Annotated in this window: 17 protein-coding genes; 9 read left to right on the forward strand and 8 right to left on the reverse strand. The window is 39.9% G+C overall.

Annotated elements, in window-relative coordinates:
* The first annotated feature begins 93 nt into the window (after positions 1 to 93).
* The 3 genes from AACU25_RS06785 (at position 94) to AACU25_RS06795 (ending at position 3,127) form a co-directional block, all read left to right on the forward strand.
* Positions 94 to 1,386 (forward strand): glucose-1-phosphate adenylyltransferase, encoded by a 1,293-nt coding sequence (locus AACU25_RS06785; RefSeq protein ID WP_096574478.1) that lies wholly within the window; start codon positions 94 to 96, stop codon positions 1,384 to 1,386.
* A gap of 113 nt (positions 1,387 to 1,499) precedes the next feature.
* Positions 1,500 to 2,009: an AAA family ATPase gene (locus tag AACU25_RS06790; protein WP_096574479.1), complete on the forward strand. Its 510-nt coding sequence runs from the start codon at positions 1,500 to 1,502 to the stop codon at positions 2,007 to 2,009.
* 122 nt (positions 2,010 to 2,131) lie between these two features.
* Positions 2,132 to 3,127: a DnaJ C-terminal domain-containing protein gene (locus AACU25_RS06795; protein WP_096574480.1), complete on the forward strand. Its 996-nt coding sequence runs from the start codon at positions 2,132 to 2,134 to the stop codon at positions 3,125 to 3,127.
* A 494-nt stretch (positions 3,128 to 3,621) separates the two neighbouring features.
* Here AACU25_RS06795 and AACU25_RS06800 read toward each other — a convergent pair whose 3' ends face one another.
* Entirely contained in the window at positions 3,622 to 3,837 is a 216-nt protein-coding gene (locus AACU25_RS06800; RefSeq protein ID WP_096574481.1) for a hypervirulence associated TUDOR domain-containing protein, read from the reverse strand.
* A gap of 864 nt (positions 3,838 to 4,701) precedes the next feature.
* Between AACU25_RS06800 and AACU25_RS06805 the strand changes: the two genes are divergently transcribed.
* Positions 4,702 to 5,076 (forward strand): DUF4870 domain-containing protein, encoded by a 375-nt coding sequence (locus tag AACU25_RS06805; protein WP_096574482.1) that lies wholly within the window; start codon positions 4,702 to 4,704, stop codon positions 5,074 to 5,076.
* 121 nt (positions 5,077 to 5,197) lie between these two features.
* Here the strand turns inward: AACU25_RS06805 and AACU25_RS06810 are convergent, their stop codons facing one another.
* Positions 5,198 to 5,413: a prevent-host-death protein gene (locus AACU25_RS06810; RefSeq protein ID WP_096574483.1), complete on the reverse strand. Its 216-nt coding sequence runs from the start codon at positions 5,411 to 5,413 to the stop codon at positions 5,198 to 5,200.
* A gap of 133 nt (positions 5,414 to 5,546) precedes the next feature.
* Between AACU25_RS06810 and AACU25_RS06815 the strand changes: the two genes are divergently transcribed.
* The gene (locus tag AACU25_RS06815) at positions 5,547 to 5,789 is read left to right on the forward strand and encodes a DUF433 domain-containing protein (RefSeq protein WP_096574484.1); all 243 of its coding nucleotides are present in this window, start codon (positions 5,547 to 5,549) and stop codon (positions 5,787 to 5,789) included.
* 97 nt (positions 5,790 to 5,886) lie between these two features.
* On the opposite strand, the gene AACU25_RS06820 is transcribed toward AACU25_RS06815, so the two are convergent.
* A complete protein-coding gene (locus AACU25_RS06820; RefSeq protein WP_096574485.1) occupies positions 5,887 to 7,374 on the reverse strand; it encodes a pentapeptide repeat-containing protein in 1,488 nt (495 codons plus the stop codon).
* A gap of 142 nt (positions 7,375 to 7,516) precedes the next feature.
* Positions 7,517 to 10,159, reverse strand: coding sequence for an alanine--tRNA ligase (gene alaS / locus AACU25_RS06825; protein ID WP_096574486.1), 2,643 nt, complete (start codon positions 10,157 to 10,159; stop codon positions 7,517 to 7,519).
* A 579-nt stretch (positions 10,160 to 10,738) separates the two neighbouring features.
* Here alaS and AACU25_RS06830 point away from each other — a divergent pair.
* Positions 10,739 to 10,939, forward strand: coding sequence for a heavy-metal-associated domain-containing protein (locus tag AACU25_RS06830; protein ID WP_096574487.1), 201 nt, complete (start codon positions 10,739 to 10,741; stop codon positions 10,937 to 10,939).
* A 942-nt stretch (positions 10,940 to 11,881) separates the two neighbouring features.
* The gene (locus tag AACU25_RS06835) at positions 11,882 to 12,907 is read left to right on the forward strand and encodes a GGDEF domain-containing protein (RefSeq protein WP_096574488.1); all 1,026 of its coding nucleotides are present in this window, start codon (positions 11,882 to 11,884) and stop codon (positions 12,905 to 12,907) included.
* A 91-nt stretch (positions 12,908 to 12,998) separates the two neighbouring features.
* Here AACU25_RS06835 and AACU25_RS06840 read toward each other — a convergent pair whose 3' ends face one another.
* The 3 genes from AACU25_RS06840 to AACU25_RS06850 are packed head-to-tail and all read right to left on the reverse strand — an operon-like array spanning position 12,999 to position 14,531.
* A complete protein-coding gene (locus AACU25_RS06840; protein WP_096574489.1) occupies positions 12,999 to 13,709 on the reverse strand; it encodes an ATP-dependent Zn protease in 711 nt (236 codons plus the stop codon).
* Positions 13,710 to 13,769: 60 nt separating this feature from the next.
* Complete coding sequence (locus AACU25_RS06845) at positions 13,770 to 14,096, reverse strand: hypothetical protein (RefSeq protein WP_096574490.1); 327 nt, start codon at positions 14,094 to 14,096, stop codon at positions 13,770 to 13,772.
* A 24-nt stretch (positions 14,097 to 14,120) separates the two neighbouring features.
* Complete coding sequence (locus tag AACU25_RS06850) at positions 14,121 to 14,531, reverse strand: IS1/IS1595 family N-terminal zinc-binding domain-containing protein (RefSeq protein WP_096574491.1); 411 nt, start codon at positions 14,529 to 14,531, stop codon at positions 14,121 to 14,123.
* A gap of 314 nt (positions 14,532 to 14,845) precedes the next feature.
* On the opposite strand from AACU25_RS06850, the gene AACU25_RS06855 reads away from it, so the two are divergent.
* Together AACU25_RS06855 and AACU25_RS06860 are read left to right on the forward strand one after the other, a co-directional pair.
* Positions 14,846 to 18,277, forward strand: a complete 3,432-nt coding sequence (locus AACU25_RS06855; RefSeq protein WP_096574492.1) for a PAS domain S-box protein — start codon at positions 14,846 to 14,848, stop codon at positions 18,275 to 18,277.
* Entirely contained in the window at positions 18,274 to 19,950 is a 1,677-nt protein-coding gene (locus tag AACU25_RS06860; RefSeq protein ID WP_096574493.1) for a hybrid sensor histidine kinase/response regulator, read from the forward strand. Before AACU25_RS06855 ends, AACU25_RS06860 begins: the two co-directional genes overlap by 4 nt.
* 34 nt (positions 19,951 to 19,984) lie before the next feature.
* On the opposite strand, the gene purU is transcribed toward AACU25_RS06860, so the two are convergent.
* Positions 19,985 to 20,839: a formyltetrahydrofolate deformylase gene (gene purU / locus AACU25_RS06865; protein ID WP_096583549.1), complete on the reverse strand. Its 855-nt coding sequence runs from the start codon at positions 20,837 to 20,839 to the stop codon at positions 19,985 to 19,987.
* Positions 20,840 to 20,870: the final 31 nt, after the last annotated feature.

The following is a 20,870-nucleotide window of genomic DNA, read 5'->3' on the forward strand; positions in this document are numbered from 1 at the left end:
TTCACTCGCGATAATCTTTGATCCCCCCTTACCTATGGTGGCAGACAGTCCTAAACTTAAGGTGAGAGTTGAAAGGCAGTCGGGAGACATTTTGTGAAAAAAGTTATAGCAATCATTCTCGGTGGTGGTGCAGGTACTCGCCTTTACCCGTTAACGAAACTACGTGCTAAACCAGCCGTACCAGTGGCAGGAAAGTACCGCTTAATCGATATCCCTGTCAGCAACTGCATAAATTCCGAAATATTTAAAATCTACGTCCTGACACAATTCAACTCAGCCTCTCTAAATCGCCACATTGCTCGTGCTTACAATTTTAGTGGCTTCAGTGAAGGCTTTGTGGAAGTATTAGCAGCCCAGCAAACCCCAGAAAACCCCAACTGGTTCCAAGGTACGGCTGATGCTGTGCGTCAGTACATCTGGTTGTTGGAAGAATGGGATGCAGATGAATATCTAATTCTTTCTGGCGATCACCTCTACCGCATGGATTACCGCGAATTTGTCGAACGTCATAGAGAAACGGGTGCCGATATTACTCTCTCAGTTATTCCTATCGACGATCGCCGCGCTTCGGATTTCGGCTTGATGAAAATCGATCAATCCGGTAGAGTGGTTGACTTTAGCGAAAAACCCAAGGGCGAAGCTTTAGCTCAAATGCGCGTTGATACTACCATCCTGGGATTAAGCCCAGAAGAAGCCCAACGCCAACCCTACATCGCCTCGATGGGAATTTATGTCTTTAAAAAAGATGTTTTGATCAAATTGTTGAAAGAATCTTTAGACAGTACAGATTTTGGCAAAGAAATTATTCCTGATGCCGCTAAAGATTACAACGTTCAAGCTTACTTATTTGATGATTACTGGGAAGATATCGGAACCATCGAAGCCTTTTATAATGCCAATTTAGCCCTAACCCAACTACCCCAACCGCCCTTTAGTTTCTACGATGAAGAAGCGCCAATTTATACACGTGCTCGTTACTTGCCTCCCACCAAGCTGTTAGATTGCCAGATTACCCAATCCTTGATTGGTGAAGGTTGTATTCTGAAAAATTGTCGCATTCAACATTCAGTTTTAGGAGTGCGATCGCGCGTTGAATCTGGTACTGTCATCGAAGAATCCCTAATTATGGGTGCTGATTATTACCAATCTGCCATAGAACGCCGCCAATGCAACACAGTCCCAGATGAGATTTCTGTAGGAATTTGTGCAGATAGCATCATCCGCCGGGCAATTATTGATAAAAACGCTCGCATCGGTTGTGATGTGAAAATTATCAATAAAGACAACGTCCAAGAAGCAGATCGTGAAAGCCAAGGCTTCTATATCCGCAGCGGCATTGTAGTCGTGTTGAAAAATGCCGTAATTCCTGATGGGACAATCATTTAGTGATTAGTCAAGAGTCAACAGTCAAGGGTCAACAGTATATATTTTGACTTTTGACTTTTGTACAGACGCGATTAATCGCGTCTCTGCAACTTTTGACTGTATACTTTGGACTGATGTCTAAACTCTTGTTGTTAATTGGTCTTCCGGGTAGCGGTAAGTCAACTTGGGTAAAACGATTGCTCGCAGAATGCCCCCAAACACAGCTGATTTCTACAGATGGCATTCGGGGGCAATTGTTTGGGAATGAAGCGGTTCAAGGGCATTGGCTGCTGATTTGGCGAGAAATTCGGCGGCTATTACACCAAGCTCAAACCCAAGGGAAAACAGTGATTTACGATGCCACCAACGCCCAGCGTCGCCATCGCCGTGAAGTGATTGCCCTAGCGCGTGAGTTCGGCTTTACCCACATTACTGGGTTATGGGCAGATACCCCAGTATGGCTTTGTTTAGCAAGAAATCAAAAGCGCGATCGCCAGGTTCCTGAAGAAGTCATTTTCAAAATGCATCGTCAATTACGGGATGCACCCCCAACCTTAGAAGATGGACTCGATAGCCTAATTCGCTTATCAGGATTGCGGGAGTACGGGAATTGCACTCATCCTACGAGCAAGAACCCCACTTGATTTTTGATGATGTTTGTTAATTTAAAATCAGAATCTAATTTGCTGGGCATTATACCTGGCAAATAACATATCTAACATCTTAGAAATAGAACATAACAGAAATTTCTACAGGAGGCTGGTAGATGGCTGCAACCGACTTCAAAGACTATTACGCAATTTTGGGAGTAAGTAAGACTGCCAGTCCAGAGGAAATTAAACAAGCTTTTCGGAAATTAGCCCGCAAGTTTCACCCTGATGTTAACCCAGGCAATAAACAAGCAGAGGCGAGTTTTAAAGAAGTGAACGAAGCCTACGAAGTTTTGTCAGACCCAGACAAGCGCAAAAAGTATGACCAATTTGGTCAATACTGGAAACAAGCTGGTCAAGGCTTCCCCTCTGGTGCTGGTGTCGATATGGGCGGTTTTGACTTCAGCCAATACGGTAGTTTTAATGACTTCCTCAATGAGTTATTTGGTGGTGCTGGCCCTCGCAGTAATCGTCAAAGCTATTCTTATAGTACTTCCACAAATGCTTCTTCCAGAAGACCAGGCGGTTTTGGCGGTTTTAACGATTTTGGCTTCCAAGATATGGGAGCAGGGACTAGCCAAGATAGCGAAGCCACAATTACACTGACTTTTGCGGAAGCATTTGCTGGTATTCAAAAGCGCTTTAGCTTAGGTAATGAAACTATAGATGTGCGTATACCTGCTGGTGCCAAAGCTGGTACACGTTTGCGTGTGCGTGGTAAAGGTCAAATCAATCCTATGACTCAACAGCGGGGTGATTTGTACTTAAAAGTGGAACTTCAGCCGCACTCCTTCTTCCAATTTGAAGGCGATAATCTTGTCTGTGAAGTTCCCATTACACCAGATGAAGCTACCTTAGGAGCTTCTATTGATGTTCCCACACCCGATTGTTCAGTGAATGTAAAACTGCCTGCGGGAGTACGTTCTGGCCAATCCCTGCGTCTGCGGGGTAAAGGTTGGCCCCTAGCCAAGGGTGGACGTGGCGATCAGTTGGTAAAGGTGGCGATTGTTCCACCAAAAGATATGAGCCAACAAGAGCGCGAGTATTATGAAAAAATCCGAGCTATACGTACCTACAACCCCCGCAGTCATTTGCAGCAAGTCAAGCTATAACTTCGCCGCAGTTGCAAACAAACAAAGCCTGCTAATGCAGGCTTTAAATAATTAAATTGTTAATCAAACAAGCATTCAACATTAATAAAAGTTTTATCCGGAATTAATTTACGCCTGATGTGAATTAGCAACACCTATGATTCCAAGTGGGTTTCTATCTAACCTGAGTTCGGGATAAGCTGAAACCCTCATTACACCGTTGCTTGATTCTAGGATATTTCAACGTGCTTGCGTTGTTTCAGACATTTAAGCTTGAATAAACCTCCTTAACCCGAACTGACGTTATCTAGTACAAGAAGGCTGTACCCCCACTGTGAAGCAAGCTACGCATAGCGTATTTGCAGGAGAACTACGGAATAAATAAGTTTTTATAGTCAGCCTTTCAGTGATTGAGAATAGTTGCTTTATTGATGCAGTGTTGTACTAGATTTGCCCCAAATCATTATTTTGGAACTACTTAGATAATTACCAAGGTTTCAAGATGATTCCTGGAGTTATTCCTCAACATTCTCCAGTGCATCAGGCTTATGCGCGGCTTTTTTCCCTGTTTTGTCGCTTTCTACTAAATATTCTGGATTGTCAGGAGAAGCAGCTACATGATGCCCTTTAATATCAGTAGGCGAAGTAATCTTTTCTTGCACTTCACCAGTGGTTTCACCTTGCGCTGTATTCCACTTTACCTTATCGCCTTTCTTAAACTCTTCAGTCATGGGTTATTTTCACTGCTGTTTTATACCTGTTCATTATGTTGAACTTGTACAAAAAATTAATCATTCGAGAGACATAAAACGAAGCTAAGTAGGGCGATGCATTTTAAAGATAACCAGGACTTACGCAACTGGCACAGTTATCTTCTGGCATAAGAGTCAAGAGTCAAGGGTCAAGGGTCAAAAATTTAGGTTTTTTGGACTATTGACATTTGACCCTGGACAAACCTACACGAAAAAAATATGACACTTGCGTAAGTCCTAATAACTAGTCATAGTCATCTTCACTTCAACGATTTCCCTTTTGAAAGTCAGTTTTTCGATAATGATGACAACGAAAAACTGCATCAGCCTGTAGAGCTTTCACAAGTACCAAGTCTACATAAGTGCCATTTCTACCCTACAGTAAATTTATTTTTACTTTATCAATAAATACAGTTCAGTTAAGAAAATTAATTGATCACAAAACCAAAAAACTAGTTACTCAACAAAAAAACAGAACAATAATTTTGGAGGGTGTTTGGGGGACGCAACCGTCACCCAATCGGGGGTTTGGGGGATTCTCCCCCAATTGATCTGGCTTCTTTAATTAAGTGACAATCAATCGCTAATGAGCTTAACTGAACTTTATTGCTTTATAAATAACCTCTCAGCATTACTCAAATTCTCCAGTTATGGGATAACAATCCAAATTTTTGCTTTTTGGGAGTACGGTAAACCTCATAACTGATATTGATGAGTATGAGTCAAAATTAATCTATCTCAAGGGAAAGCCGCAAAATAGCCGGAGTACGGTAAACTGCAATACTAAACTGCTGAAGCGAAGATTACAATAAAAACTATAAAGCAAGTGGAGGAGCCACCAGGATGCAAGTTACATACGACCCTGATAAGCGTAAATTGCTATCCTCTCTATGTCATGGGGCGATTTTCTTTAGTACAACATTATTTTCTATTGGTGTTCCCATCGTAATTAATATTATTTCTGATGACCCAGTTGTCAAAAATAACGCTAAAGAATCGATTAATTTTCACTTTAATGTTTGGTTCTGGGCTACTGTAATTGGAGTACCAATTGCGGTTCTATCTTTCCTAACTTTTGGTCTTGGCGGAATTTTATTCTTCCCTGTTGTAGCTTTGGGTTTTGCAATCCACTGGGGATTAACAATTTGGGCGCTATTTCACTGTCTCACAAACCCAGATACACCGTTCCGTTATCCGTTTATTTTTAGAGTTTTTTAATCTTACAAACTACATATAGAAGAGGATGTTTGCTAAAGGGATTGAGAATATCATCCCTTTTTTTATGAGATGCGATCGCAGGAATAAAACTCTCAGGAAACATGAGTATCTAAACGAAGTTTTATCCGACCTCAAATGCGCTAATAATATCTTCAGGTAAAGGTGCATCAAAATCATCAGGTACTTTAAATTCTCCTGCACACAAACCAAATGGGCGTTGCTGTTTATTGGTGATTGTGATTGCTGGTAATTCAGTAGTTGATTTATCTGCTGGGAGAATGGTAAAACTGTCACCAGCTTCAAAGCGATTAGGATATTTTGCGAAATCTTTTTGCATCTGAGTATTTTGTCATAGTAGTATGAAGATGGTGTATATTCTGAGTGAATTGTAGTGCGATCGCACTTTGTAAGCATCACAAAACTGGATGTGAATTTAGAATAAAATATATACAGCTTTTATTTACTAGTCCATGTCGCCAAATATTCAAAAATATTTTATTCAGAAAACTCCAGGAATTTGCGGAGGTAATGCACGCATTCGTAATACTCGCATTGCTGTTTGGACTCTAGTTTCTTTTCGTCAGCAAGGCGCTTCTGAGGAAGAATTATTGAGAAATTATCCAACGTTAACAATTGAAGATTTAGCGTCAGATTGGTCGTATTATAAAGAACATCCACAGGAAATTGACCAAGTGATAGCTGACGACGCATAACATGACTAAAGTTTTATGCTAATGAGAATTTTCCTCTTGATTTAGTTCGAGAATTACCTTGGTTCTGCTTTGTTTAACGCTATCTATTATTCAATCTTTAATCTGGTTTAATCCAACCTTTGATAATAGCTTTAGCAATATTTATATAAGAATTATCCAAAAACTCTTCAATTGCAGCTTCACTACCTCCTTGTAATGCGCCAACAACACGACGCTTAAAGTTAGGAGTAGTTTCATCATTTACATAATTAATTCTTTCTGATTCAGTCGCTATAGGATTGTTCTGTTCCGACTGTTTGACTAATCTTTCTATTTCAGCAGCAGCTTCAGCAAGAATTTGATTTTGTTCAGATATTTGAATATTTTGGTTTGCTTGCTGGCGTGCGTTATCCGCTACTTTGTTAGCAAAATTAGCAATATTTACTCTCTGAAATTCGTTGTTAAAATTTTCTGACATTACTCCCTCCAGATTATGAATAGATCCTGAGCCAGTTGCCTGTAATATAACATTAATATTTTTATTTGCTAGATTTTTGGCAATTTCGCTTAAATCAGCGTTCTGCTGACGATACAGTGCTATTTCGTGCTCTTTTGCGTTTATTTCTGTTCGATATTGAAATTCTAATAAATTGAGAGTATTTTCATACTTTTCTTTCAATTCACTTTCAATCATACGCTTAATTTCGTCAATATTGATATCTGCCTCAACATCAAATTTCAATCCAATAATCAAAGCGCTATCTTTGTCTTCAATTCTTTGAATGGCAAGTTTGTATTGAGAGTAATTTTCACGTAATTCTTGAAATGATTGAAAAAATGCTTTCCAATCAATACCATCAGTAAAAGTCAGATCTATAGTTTCTAATGCCTTTTCAAATACTTTAAAGCGTTGTGTAAACTCGCCATGTGTAAAAATACTATTTGAGTTGAGAGGACGACGTTGCTCAAACTTTCCTGTATCTTCATTAATGTGGATATAAATATAATCACACTTAACATTCTCTAAAACGGTAGTATGATTAATATTCCAATTTGCTATACATGCTCCTGTTAAATCAACATCAGTAAAATTTACACCAATTGCCTCTAAGTAACTTAAATTAGAATTTCTTAAATTAGAATTTCTTAAATCAGCATTCCTTAAATCAACTCCTTCTAAATCTGATCCACATAGATTTACTTCTTTCATATTGATATTTCTTAAATTTAATTTTCCTCTGGAATAATTCAGCAAAAATTCCAATCCCGAAAATAAAGTTACCATAACGACAAAAAATATAAATAACCGGATTATTGTATATAATGTCAGTTCTGTAAATGGAGATGAATTAATATTTGAAAATGCGGTTTTCTCAAAAATATTGACAATATAATCTGTTATTTTTGTCTGTTGTAAAAGAAGAGTAACCAATAAAGATATAAAAGGTGCTAGGCTTCTCCAAGCCTTTAATTGGTTTCTTCTGGCTACTTCATGAACTAGATAAACTCCGCTAAGATCTACATTTATATTTGGATTTTCTGTTCGCCACTCATTCCAAGCTATAACGCCCTCTGCAAGTTTTTTGAGATGAACTTTATTTGCCATTATTTATAAATTGAACTGAACAAATTATTTGACAGCGAACCTGTAAATTACCAGCAAAAAATAAATGGTGAGTTATTGATACACTTAACCCACCATTTTATTAGCATTTTTGATACAGGCAAGATGTCTGTTCTACAAGCAATTAACTCAACCCAGCTTTTAAATCACTCAGCGCTTGTGTTAAAGCCTCTGGTAACTTACTTGCATCACGTCCGCCAGCTTGGGCTAAATTTGGTCTTCCACCACCGCCACCGCCGCAAATTTTGGCGATCGCACCGACAAATTTACCGGCTTGCAAACCTTTCTTGTTCACCTCTGCGCTAAAGGCTGCAACTATACTCACTTTGCCAGCTTCGGGAACTGAACCCAATACCACCGCACCGTTACCAATTTTTTGTAATAAGCGTTCGGCTGCGGTTTTCAAAGATTCTGGATCGACATCATCGAGTTGAGCGACAATGATTTGATAATCGCCTACAGATTGAGCTGTTTGCAGCAAGCTATCAGATTTAGCGATCGCTAATTGTCCTTTCAATACATCCAGTTGTTTTTGGCTGGTTCGCAGTTCGTTTTGCAGAGTTGTGATTCTCTCTGGTAGTTCTTCGGGTTTGACTTTAAAGCGATCGCTTAAATCCTTCACTACTTTATCCCGGACATTGAGATAATCTAGGATTGCTGGGCCGGAAACCGCTTCGATGCGTCGCACTCCAGAAGCCACACCAGCTTCGGAAATAATTTTGAAAACACCTATCTCAGCAGTATTACTGACATGAGTGCCACCGCACAGTTCCATTGATACGCCTGTGAAGTCAATCACCCGCACTTCATCGCCATATTTTTCGCCAAACATGGCAACGGCACCCCTAGCTTTGGCTTCTGCTAAAGGTAATATTTCTATCTTTGCACTATGTGCCTCGGCAATCCAAGTATTTACCTGTTCCTCAACTTGCTGGACTTCTTCTGCTGTCAACGCACGGGGACAGTTGAAGTCAAAGCGTAATCTGTCGAAGGAAACCAAAGAACCTGCTTGGGAAATACCTTCATCGACAATTTTCTTTAACGCTGCTTGTAACAGGTGAGTTGCTGTGTGGTTAGCTTGCAGACGACGACGACAAGCACGGTCGATTTGAGCAGTCACAGCATCTCCTACTCGGATTGTACCGCGTTCAATGCGCCCGAAGTGGATAAAGAAATCTGATTCTTTTTTCACGTCATCAACGCGAATCACCACGCCATCGCCGGAGATATAACCGCGATCGCCTATTTGTCCCCCAGATTCGGCATAGAATGGGGTCTGATCTAAAACCAGTTGTATTTCTGTGCCAGCTTCGGCTGCTTCTTGAGCTACACCACCCACTAACAGCGCTTCGACTTTGGCGGTGACTGTAGGTTGGGTATAGCCTAAGAACTCGGTAGCGTGGATATGTTCTGCTAGTTTATCCAGGGAACCTTGCAAAGTTAAATCGATGGTTTCGTGTGCGTCTCTACCGCCTTGTTGTTGAATTTCCATTTGCTTCCGGAATCCTTCAGCATCAACTGTTAGGTTGTTTTCCTCAGCAATTTCTTGAGTAAGTTCAAAGGGGAAACCGTGGGTATCGTAGAGGGTAAAAGCACTTTCACCACTAATTGAGGTTTTTCCTTGCTGTTTCACCTGTTGGATAATTTCCTCCAACAATTTTTCGCCTCGGTCGAGAGTGCGGAGGAAATTGGCTTCTTCTCGTTGCAATTCCGCTTTAATTGCTGCTTCCCGTTGCCGTACATTAGGGTAAGCTGATTCCGATAGTGCGATCGCAGTTTCGGCGACTTGGATGGTAAATTCTCCCGAAATCCCAATTAATCGCCCATGACGTACCACCCGGCGAATTAATCTCCGTAATACATAACCCCGTCCGACGTTGGAGGCGCGGATTTCATCAGCAATCATGTGAACAACAGCACGCACATGATCGCCAATTACTTTGAGGGAGACTTTGGTTTTCTCGTCGCTGCTATGGTAATCAATCCCCGCAATTTTGGCTGCTGTTTGAATAATCGGGAAAATTAAATCTGTTTCGTAATTATTCGGGACTTTTTGCAGGATTTGGGCCATGCGTTCCAAACCCATACCCGTATCAATATTTTTATTTTGCAGCGGTGTTAAATTCCCTTCTGCATCCCGGTTATATTGCATGAAAACCAGATTATAAAACTCGATAAACCGGGAATCATCTTCTAAATCAATGGTGTCGTCGCCACGTTCTGGGTGGAAGTCGTAGTATATCTCAGAACAGGGGCCGCAAGGGCCAGTGGGGCCAGATACCCAAAAGTTATCATCTGCACCCATGCGCTTGATTCTAGCTGGTGTTACGCCGATTTGATCGCGCCAAATGGCATAGGCTTCGTCGTCTTCTTCAAAGACGCTAACAACCAGGTTATTGGGGGAGAAGCCAAAAACTTGCGTGGAGATTTCCCATCCCCAAGCGATCGCTTGTTCTTTAAAATAATCTCCAAAGCTGAAGTTACCCAGCATCTCAAAAAACGTGTGATGGCGTTTGGTACGGCCGACGTTTTCGATATCGTTAGTGCGGATGCATTTCTGGGAAGTGGTAGCACGGTTAAAGTCCGGCGTACGTTGTCCCAAGAATATCGGTTTAAATGGTAGCATCCCCGCGATCGTCAGCAGCACAGTTGGGTCTTCAGGCACAAGGGAAGCACTTGGGAGAATCTGGTGTCCCCGTTGAGCAAAGAAGTTAAGGAATTGTTGGCGAATTTCGTTACCGCTGAGGTTTTGGGGATTGGAAGACATGGGTTTTTACAAAGTGAGTATCAATTAACTGGGAAGGCCGACAGAGGATCTTTCTTCGCTTTTACAGACAAAGTATGCCGCAATCCAGGACATCTGTGCTAAAAGTTTGTCACTCCTAATATCTAGCACTATTCTCATTAACCTTCGGGTGGAATGTTACAGGACTTAGGCACTCCCATTAAAAAATATCCCATTGCTTTTGCAGATTGGGGAGAAAAATCTATATCGTGGCGTATCCGGATTCATGGCATATATCTCTTTATGCTTATATATTTTTCCATTTTCACGAATCCCGAAGTTAGCCAATTACAGGAAAATGCTCCTAACCTAGCCTCATTTTTAATCTATTCATTACACTCTAGGTTTGGGCACAACCAAGCATAAAACTCTGTTTTTCCTATGACCTATACCCTATGCCCTATGCCCATTTTCAACCTAGGAACCTTAATTGTAAAAGCAGCTATGTACTACAATTGTCTACCCGCAAAATCACCTAACTCTGGTAAGATGAACAATTTTTACAGCGACGATAATATTAAACCTTAAGAAGATATTAAGATTGTTTTTGAGGTTAGATTAATGGCATTAAAACTGAAAGTACCGAATATAGCTTGTGAAGACTGTGCAGCTAAAATTAGTAAATCAATTCATGTCATGGAACCAGATGCCAAGGTAGATGTAGATGTTAAGGACAAAACTGTTACCGTAGAATCTGCCGCTTCAGAGGAATCCATTAAACAGATTATTGTTGCTGCTGGTTACCAAATTGAAGGTTATTAATCCTAAGATTAGCCTGCAGAGAAATTGCATCTCATAAATTTTGACACGCAAATAATTTGTTGCTGTGATTGTCCGTCTCCCACCGAGGCGGACAATCCGCTATTTAAGGACAGACAACTAATAACTACGTAGGTAAAATATTTTTTTGCAAGATTGTGCCCTGGTTAAAAGTTGCAAAAATGACCATTAATCCTTGACTCTTGACCATTAACCCTTGACTCTTAGCAGTTTGTCCCTCTAGCATATGATATATATACTTGTTACCTAAGTCATGATAAATTTGAGTAGAGTCACGGGTTATCTGGCTATTTATGTAAAATTACTGATAGCCTTTGCAAATATTTTATGAAGATGTAACTGATTAACTGTATACTCAATATCAATACTTTGAATATAGAAAGACTATGACTTACTTTGTGCTATCCAATGCAGCAATATCAAGGCTTTATTATTAGGCAATGATGATTCAGTATTTTAAGGGATATAAGATTTTATCAAGTTAGTAACTATCTTCGGTTTTCACTAGCGAATAAAAATTTTTATCTTTTTTTAAATTTTGTGCTTCAGTAATTTTTTATCTTTAGAATATGCTGGTTTTTATAAATCATTAAATTACATATTTAGCTACAAATGTTTAATACATGGAAAATACATAACCAATTTTGTCCTCCCCAGTAATATTCAGTAATTATACTGTTTGAAAATTATTAGGGAAAAGCTGAAAGTATTTTCATCCGACCTTTTGTTGTAAATATAGTTGAGGTAAATTCTTAAAAGGAGATTAAAGTTATAATAAAAAATTAAATTAGGTAGTAAAACAAACAAATATAGGGTAAACCTCCCTAACCGAAAATACTGATGTACTCAGTATTATTTAAGTAAACACAGCAAGTTTTACCAAGTCATCCTTTTGAAATTTTAAATAGGGTAAAAAGCAAAGCAATGAATATTTCCATTCTGGTCTTTGGGTGCCATAAATTTCTAAACACACTTCCAGATCAGATCCGTTATGCCACAGCTTTTAATGTAGAAGTTATTGACAATTTTGATCTGGCAGTTTCATATATTCAAAGTACACCACCAGACATCATAATTGTGCAGGCTAGTATTGATGGCAGTATAGAAATATGTACCTGGTTGAAAGACCAAGTAAAGCTATCTTGGATCTACTGCATTCTCTTGGAAGACCGTTCTCAGCACATCATTGAAAGAGCTAACTACGGCTGGGAATGGGATTTAGAAATGACTTCCGCTGCTTTAAAACAAGGAGCTGATGCTTATATTTGGCAAGTAAATACAGAACCAGCCATCGATAATTTGCCAGAAGTAACTGCTAATCATCGACTCATATTAGCTCAATTGTCAGTTGGCTTACGGAAAGCAGAAAAGTATCGCGATTTGATGCGAAAAAATGATTTATTATCATCAATTGCCTTAGCAGATTCTTTGACAGAACTAAATAATCGTCGCGCTTTAGAATGGGATTTACCTAGACAAATTCAAAAAGCTCACGAACAACAACTTTCTTTGAGTTTAATTATTTTTGATGTAGATTTCTTTAAGAAAGTCAATGATACCTATGGACATTTAGTAGGCGATCGCTTGTTGCAATTATTGGCTACTCGTGTCAAACACAATTTACGCTTCCAAGATACAGCTTTCCGCTATGGCGGGGAAGAATTCGTGATTTTGTTAGCTAACACCTCTGGCGAAGAAGCCGCAATTGTGGCGCGTCGTCTGAATCGCATAGTTAGCGAACAACCATTTGCGATTAACAATCAACTGAGTATTAATGTCACCATTAGTTTGGGTACTGCTTCACTCCAAACTGACGATGACGCGCAAGGAATTAGCCTATTGCATCGTGCCGATCAGTGCCTCTTAGAAGCTAAAAGCAGCGGACGTAATCGTGTCATTAGCTGGGAAAACTTCTGTCGTATCCCATATTTACAAGTTGCTTCTTCATAGCATCAAGATTTAATTCTGCTATTGCCATTTGGTATTGGACATTACTTTTTAATAAATTTATTCCCATCATTTAGTCCCGGGTTTGTGTTCCCTATTTCCCAGCACTGGGTAACTCATGGACTCCAAGTTGAGCATGATCAATCGCAATTTGACACTCAGCTATCGATGCTTTTTGAGCCATAGCATCAACTAAAGCTTTATAACTAGACCAATTTTCTTCTAATAGGGTTTTGGCTTGGAGAGTATGAAAGCGTTGTTTCTGTTGAGCATTAGCAGCAGAAAAGCCGATATTTGCCAATACACCTACTAGCTTAGTGCGATCGTCAGCACCACCTTGAGCATTTTGGAAAACTAAGGTTTCTGCCGCCATCCCCGCCATCCAAACCGTGCAGTAGCGATCCAAGATATGTGCGCTAATTTTACCCGCTTCCAGTTGAGATACTAATTCCGCATCATTAAAAGTGACACCACCTTGTCCTGGTTGTCCCTGTTTCCAAGCTTCCCACGCACTGAGGGTATAAGCACTAATTGGGATACCCAGCAGGTGTGCAACGAGAAAATGTCCTGCTTCGTGATGCAGAATGCGATCGCGGTGTTCGCTGTTAAAACCTGCTAGCCAATCTAAAAGAATAGTACCGCCTTTTCCCTGCAAGCTGAAACTGTCTAAGGTAGCTATCCCCAAAATAGCAAAAGTGGCAACTGCGGGGATTGCAGGTGAAAAATTCAGCAATGGCCCCAACAGCACCGATAGAGTCATTAAAAAGATAGATATGGCAATTAAATTCAGGGCAGTTTGGCTCATACTAAGTTTTATGAATGCAGCTTAATCTTTCTTTATTATGAGCCGATCTGCAAATGATATTCAGTTTTTCCGGGTATTAAGCACGTTAATTTTTAAACTTCCATAAATTTTTTGTACAACAGCGTCTAATACTCTGCATAAAGACGAAGCATTCAAAAAACTGGGAAACAATAAAGGTTCAATTTCAACATCTGACATCACTACATCCAGTTCCGCCTCACTCAGATGTTCCTCCCATAATCCTTCTTCAACCAAGTTATTGGATAGAACAATAATCCGTTCGCGCAATAACCTTAATTGTTCATGCCTTGGTGCAGCAGGTAGGCGGATGGTACAAGGACAAGTCCCAAACAACACAACTACTTTTCCTGGGAGATATGGCGGCATATGTTAAGAGTCTGGAAATTGCGATCAATTTTGTGATTCTTCTTCACCTGCCTTAATTGTACGCTCTTTTTTGTTGGCAGCATGAACAATCTTGACTACAGTATTGTAAGCTAATCCACTAATGCGGCTAATGCCTCTTAAACTAATACCATCAGCATAGGACTGTAGTACAATTTGCACATCTTCTTGATTAACTTGCCTGCGGTAGTAAAACGTATTAAAAGTTTCACTGAAAGTTTGCCGACAGCTGAGGCAGAAGTAGCGTTGGCTACCTTTACTTGTCTTACCGTGTTTACGAGTGTGAGGATGATTACATAAAGGACAGGGTACTGTCTGTTTCGCAAAACTTGTCTGCTTTTGATTATGGAAACCACTATTGCGGTAAGAAACTATCAAGTTACTAGCAACTGTGTCCATTTCTAATTGAACTGGCATAAATTTCAATCTCCCTGGTAACAGAATTGAATTGGTCAGTCTTGTTTGAGTGGCTTTAATTGCTTTGCTGTTTTCCGAATAAAACAGTGACAGTCACGATCCACGTCTCATACAAGAACCTGGGGAGTTGAATACCAACTGGGTACTAAACTCTAGTACAAACACTAGTTAAGAATTCTGAGGAAATTCTGAGGAAGCAATATTTTTGGCACAATATTGGTCATCACCAGTATTTTCATCAAAGTACTGATACCATTGCATAGCTCCTTGCAATCTTGATTTCAGCCTTTTGTGTTTAAGAAGAAATCACCCTGATGGATATTCGTAAACCATTGCTGACAGTTACAAAAAATATGCCGATGCTTGAGGTGATTCAATTGATGAATCAGTCTCATACAAGCTATGCACTAGTTTTAGATGCCGAAAAATTAATTGGTATTTTTACAGTTAGAGACGTATTTTTTGCCACTAGTAATCAATCTGCATTGGCGGATACAACTGTTGCTGAATTCATGAGTCAACCTGTAATTACCTTGAACGCAGCAGAGGCAAAAAATTTATCCACTGTGATGCAAAGATTTAACCAGTATGGAATCAGCCACTTACCAATACTAGATAATTACGGGCAAGTATTCAGCGTAGTTACCAAGGATGAAGTGATTGAGAGACTCTGTCAAACTCTTGATTGCAAAGCAGCAGAGTTGGAACGCGAAGTAGCTCAAACAGAGCAAATGAGCAAATTGATCGCATACAAAGAAAACTGTTATCAAGCATCACAAGCCATCATCCAAGATATTCTTGATAGTGCGATCGCTACTTCGATTACCAGTTTCAGGGTATTCCCCAACCGTGAATGGCAATGTGACTATCAATCACCAGGTAGCAAAGCTTTATTTGGCTATACACCACAAGAAATTATCTCTCAACAATACCTTTGGATATCGCGAGTGCATCCAGAGGATCGAGAAAAAGTGATCGAACCTTTATTTGAGGATATTTTGGCTGGGCGTACAACCAATATAGAATATAGATTTCATCACAAAGACGGTTCGCTACGTTGGATTTGTGCTACTTATACCTCTCGTTATGATGCTAGAGCCAACTGTTGGATAGTCACAGGTACTAGTGGCGATATTAGTGATAAAAAATTGGCACAAAAAACTTTATTAGAGCAAGCCAAACTCTTAGAACTTTCTCATGATGCTATCATAATTCGCAATCTCGATAACCAGATTACATTTTGGAATCAGGGAGCAGAGCGAATCTATGGCTGGACAGCAACAGAAGTCATGCACAAGAATAGTCACACTCTGCTTGCAACTCAATTTCCCATCCCTTTGGAGGAAGTCAACGCAGGCCTGATTAATGAAGGATATTGGGAAGGCGAATTAGTCCATTCTCGACGAGATGGTCAGAAAATTGTCGTAGAAAGTCGCTGGGCGTTGTTCAAACAAGCTGATGGTACACCCATATCTGTGTTGGAAATTAATCGAGATGTTAGCAAGCGCAAACAAGCAGAACTTACTTTGCAAGAACGAGAAGCAATGTTGCGCGGCATTGGAGATAATTTGCCTAATGCTGTAGTGTATCAAGTTATCCGCGAACTCGATGGTAGCGATCGCTTTTCCTACCTGAGTGTAGGATGTGAAAGAATCATGGAAATCAGTACAGAGGCGGCGCTACAAGATTCTAGTTTGTTGTATAGCCAGGTAATTGCAGAGGACGTACTTCGCTTAAAGCAAGCAGTTGAGCAGTCGATGCAGAATATGTCTGTATTTGATATGCAACTGCAGATCAGAACTCCTAGTGGTCAACTGAAATGGTTAGATTTATGTTCCACACCACGCAAGTTGCATGATGGTCGCGTTGCTTGGGATGGGCTGATGGTAGATGTCACCGATATTAAACAAACAGAAGAAACCCTACGCAAGAGTGAAGCGTTATTGGCAGAATCCCAACGCACTGCGCGTCTGGGTAACTGGGAATGTGATGCAGCTACAGGTAAAGCCACTTGGTCAAAAGAACTGTTCCGCCTGTTCAATCGCGATTTCGACACAGAACCCAACTATCAGGAAATACTCAGTTTATGGCAATCTGATGATGGTGAAAAATTGCAGCAAGCCATTGAAGAAGCGATCGCTACTGGTAAATCCTACCACTTAATTCTGCGTGTACCCCAGTCTGATGGCTCTCATAGCTATTTAGAGGTGATTGGACACGCACAATCGAACGCCGAAGGTAAAGTGGTTCGCCTTTATGGAACTGCTCAAGATGTTACCGCTAGAGAAAAAGCACTTAACGAACGCCAACGAGTAGAGCAAGCACTGCGCGAAAATGAAGCCTTTTTACGTAGTATCTACTATGGAGTAGGACTATCGATTTTTGTGATCGATGTTGTCGATGATGATTTCCGCTATGTGGGCTTAAATCCGACTCACAAGCATCTTACAGGACTCACAGCAGATGAATTACGTGGCAAAATACCTGAGGAAATCTTTCCCCCAATTGCAGCGGCGGCTGTACGACAGCATTATCAGGATTGTGTCCGATCTGGGGAAACTATTACCTACGAAGAATGCTTACCTTTTCAAGGTAAGGATATTTGGTGGATTACTAGCCTCACTCCTTTAAAAGATGAAAATTCCCGCGTACACCGCATTATTGGCAATAGTCTTAATATTAGCGATCGCAAACATACTGAACAGATATTGGAACTACAAGCAATCATTGCTCGGAATATGGCTGAGGGAATTTCCTTGATTCGAGCCAGTGATGGTGTTTTAGTTTATACTAATCGCAAATTTGAGCAGATGTTTGGTTATGAAGCTGGAGAATTAATTGGTCAGCATATCTCTATTGTTAATTATGCAGATGCACAAACCGATCCTCAGGCAGTGTATGAAGCTATTACTGCCCAGATTAGGCAAAATGGTGAAAGCATTTATGAAGTTCGCAATGTAAAAAAAGATGGTACTCCTTTTTGGAGTTCTGGTGCTGCATCGGTTTTTGAACATCCTGAATATGGAACTGTGTTTGTAACTGTGCAACAAGACATCACAGAACAAAAAAAAGCTGAAGACAAACTTAAAGCATCTTTAAAAGAAAAAGAGGTTTTACTTAAGGAAATTCATCATCGGGTCAAAAACAACTTAGGAATTATTAGCAGTTTGCTACAAATGCAGTGTAGGCGTATCCAAGATACTCAAGCAATCTCTATCCTACACGATAGCCAAAACCGCATTGCTTCCATTGCTTTAGTGCATGAAAAATTATATGCTTCCGATCATCTGAGCGATATTGATTTTGCTCAGTACATTCTCGATTTAACAACTCATTTATTTAAATCTTATAATTTTAGTTCCAGCAATATCCAATTAAATATTCAAGTTGAACCTGTGCATCTAGATGTTGAAACTGCTATTCCCTGCGGATTAATAATTAATGAACTAGTTTCAAATGCTTTAAAATACGCCTTTCCAGACCAACTCTCAGGTGAAATACAGGTAAAATGTTATCAAAATTATGAATATTGCTCAAAGATTTCGCTTCATTCCGATTTAGTTATGATTATCCGAGATAATGGTGTTGGACTACCTGCAGATTTTGATAGCAAGAAAGCAAGAACAATGGGAATGACCCTTCTTCATGGATTAGTAAAGCAGCTGAGGGGAACAGTTCAGATTCACAACCAGCAGGGAACAGAGTTTAAAATTATTTTTCCAAGAAGCAAGGTAGAAAAGCAATGAGCATCTCATCAGCAGTCGAAACAGCAAATATGATTCAAGTACTGGTTGTTGAAGATGAGTATATTCTTGCGATCAACCTCCAAGAAAGTTTAGAAGGTTTGGGTTACACAGTTGTAGACATTGTAGATTCTGCAACCGAAGCAATTGCAAAAGCAAATGAGCTACGTCCAAACTTAATTTTAATGGATATTAGGTTGCGGGGAGAAATGGATGGTATTCAAGCAGCAGAGGAAATTTGGAGAAAACTGCAAATCCCAGTAATTTACCTCACAGGACTTTCTGATAAAAATACAGTAGAAAGAGCAACTTTAACATCACCTTTTGGATACATACTCAAACCTGTTAGCGAACAAGAACTTTATGTTGCGATCCAAACAGCACTAGAACGCTACCAACGCGAGCAATTTTTAAGCACTGTTCTCCGGGGAATGGGTGAAGGTGTAATTGTGGCTGATTCTCAACTGCAAGTACAATACCTCAATCAAGTAGCCGAAACTTTAACTGGCTGGCGATTGGAAGAAGCCAAAAACCAGATGTTAACCGAAGTCGTGCAACTAATTGAAGAACAAACTCAGCGTCCTGCTGAAAATCCGATTGCCATAGCTTTACAAACACAAACAACTATCTATCTCAAAAATCGCATTTTACTGGTTACCAAAAACGGGACAAAAATTCCTGTTGCTGATAGTGCTACGCCTGTGAGAGATAAAAGCGGAACCATCACAGGTGCTGTGATGGTTTTTCGTGATGATACACAACGCAGACTCAACGAAGAACGCAGCCTTGCAGCTGAAAGAGCCAGACAAATAGAAATTCAATTAACAGAACTGCAACGACTCAATCAGTTGAAAGAAGATTTTTTAGCAACTACTTCTCATGAAATGCGGATGCCTTTGTCAAATATTAAAATGGCAATTTCTCAGCTAGAAAATGTATTAAACCAACTGGGAATATTGAATCATGAAGAAATGTCAGCTTCTGAGTCTGTTGCTAAATACTTAACTATTTTGCGTAGCCAGTGTGAGCGAGAGCTAACTTTAATAGACACTTTACTCGAAATGCGGATGATTGATGCAGATGTCTATCCACTGCAATTAACTAAAATTAATCTGCACAATTTTCTGGCGCAAATTATTGAGAGCTTTCAAGAGCTAGTGCAAGCACAACAACAAACTTTAGAAATTAATATTGCTGCAGATTTACCACCTTTTTTTGCCGACCTCAATCTTTTAACTCGGATATTGACAGAACTGCTAAATAATGCTTGTAAATATACCCCTTTGCGGGAAAAAATTACCGTCAATGTCGAATATATATACTCAGCAAATAGTTACACAAATGAGTATAAACAATCTGAGATCATAGGTAGTTATCCAGAACCGATACTACAGATAAGAATTAGCAATTATGGTGTGGAGATTAACCAAGAAGAGCTAGCTTTAATCTTTGAACCTTTCTATCGGATCAACAAAAATAAAGCCAAACAGAAAGCAACCGTCTTTGATCCAGATTACCAAATTAACATTAGGAATCCTTTACAAAATAGCGGTGCTGGCTTAGGTTTAACTTTAGTTAAAAAGCTAGTGGAACATCTGCAAGGCAGCATTACAGCTACTAGCAATCATCTCTGCACAACATTTACTGTATCATTACCCTTTATTCAGTCTCAGTAATTCAAGATATCAGGAGACAGGCAGAGTAGAAGAATTATTCAAAGACTACAGTTCTATTAGCATAGACTAAAACCCGATTTTGTAAATGTAAGCGTACTGCTCTAGCTAACACAACTCGCTCTAAATCCTTACCTTTTCTAATTAAGTCTTCAACATCATCGCGGTGGCTGACTCTGACTACATCCTGTTCAATAATTGGGCCAGCATCTAACTCAGGCGTGGCATAATGTGCTGTAGCTCCAATAATTTTAACTCCTCTTTCAAAAGCGCGGTGGTAAGGGTTTGCGCCTACAAAAGCAGGTAAAAATGAGTGATGAATATTAATAATTTGCGGAAATTTAGTAATAAAATCAGCACTGACAATCTGCATATATTTTGCCAATACAACTAAATCAATTTTGTATTGCTGCAGTAATTCTAATTGTTTAATTTCCTGCTCTGCTTTGTTGTCTTTACTGATGGGAATATGGTGGTAATCAATGCCAAATTGCTCGGCTACTTTTTGCAGATGAGGATGATTACTAATAATTAACGGAATCTCAGCCGCAAATTCTTGAGCACGATGTCGCCAAATTAAGTCAAACAGACAATGGTCTTGCTTACTAACCCAGATAGCTATACGTGGTACAGTATCCGAAAAATGTAGTTTCCATTTAGCACCTAAAGGTTGGGCAATGGCATTAAATGCTGGCCCTATTAAATCTCGTGGCAGGTTAAATCCCTCTAGTTGCCATTCGATGCGGCTGAGAAATAACTCAGCACCAAAATCTGTATGCTGATCGGCATGGATAATATTACCGCCATTAGAGTAGATAAAATTCGCAAGTTTCGCCACTAATCCCCGCTGATCGGGGCAGGAAATAAGCAAGGTTGCTGTTGGTTTGGTCATGTCATTTGTAATGGGCATTGGGCATGGGGCA

Source organism: Tolypothrix tenuis PCC 7101 (assembly GCF_963874875.1).
Lineage (GTDB): Bacteria > Cyanobacteriota > Cyanobacteriia > Cyanobacteriales > Nostocaceae > Aulosira > Aulosira tenue.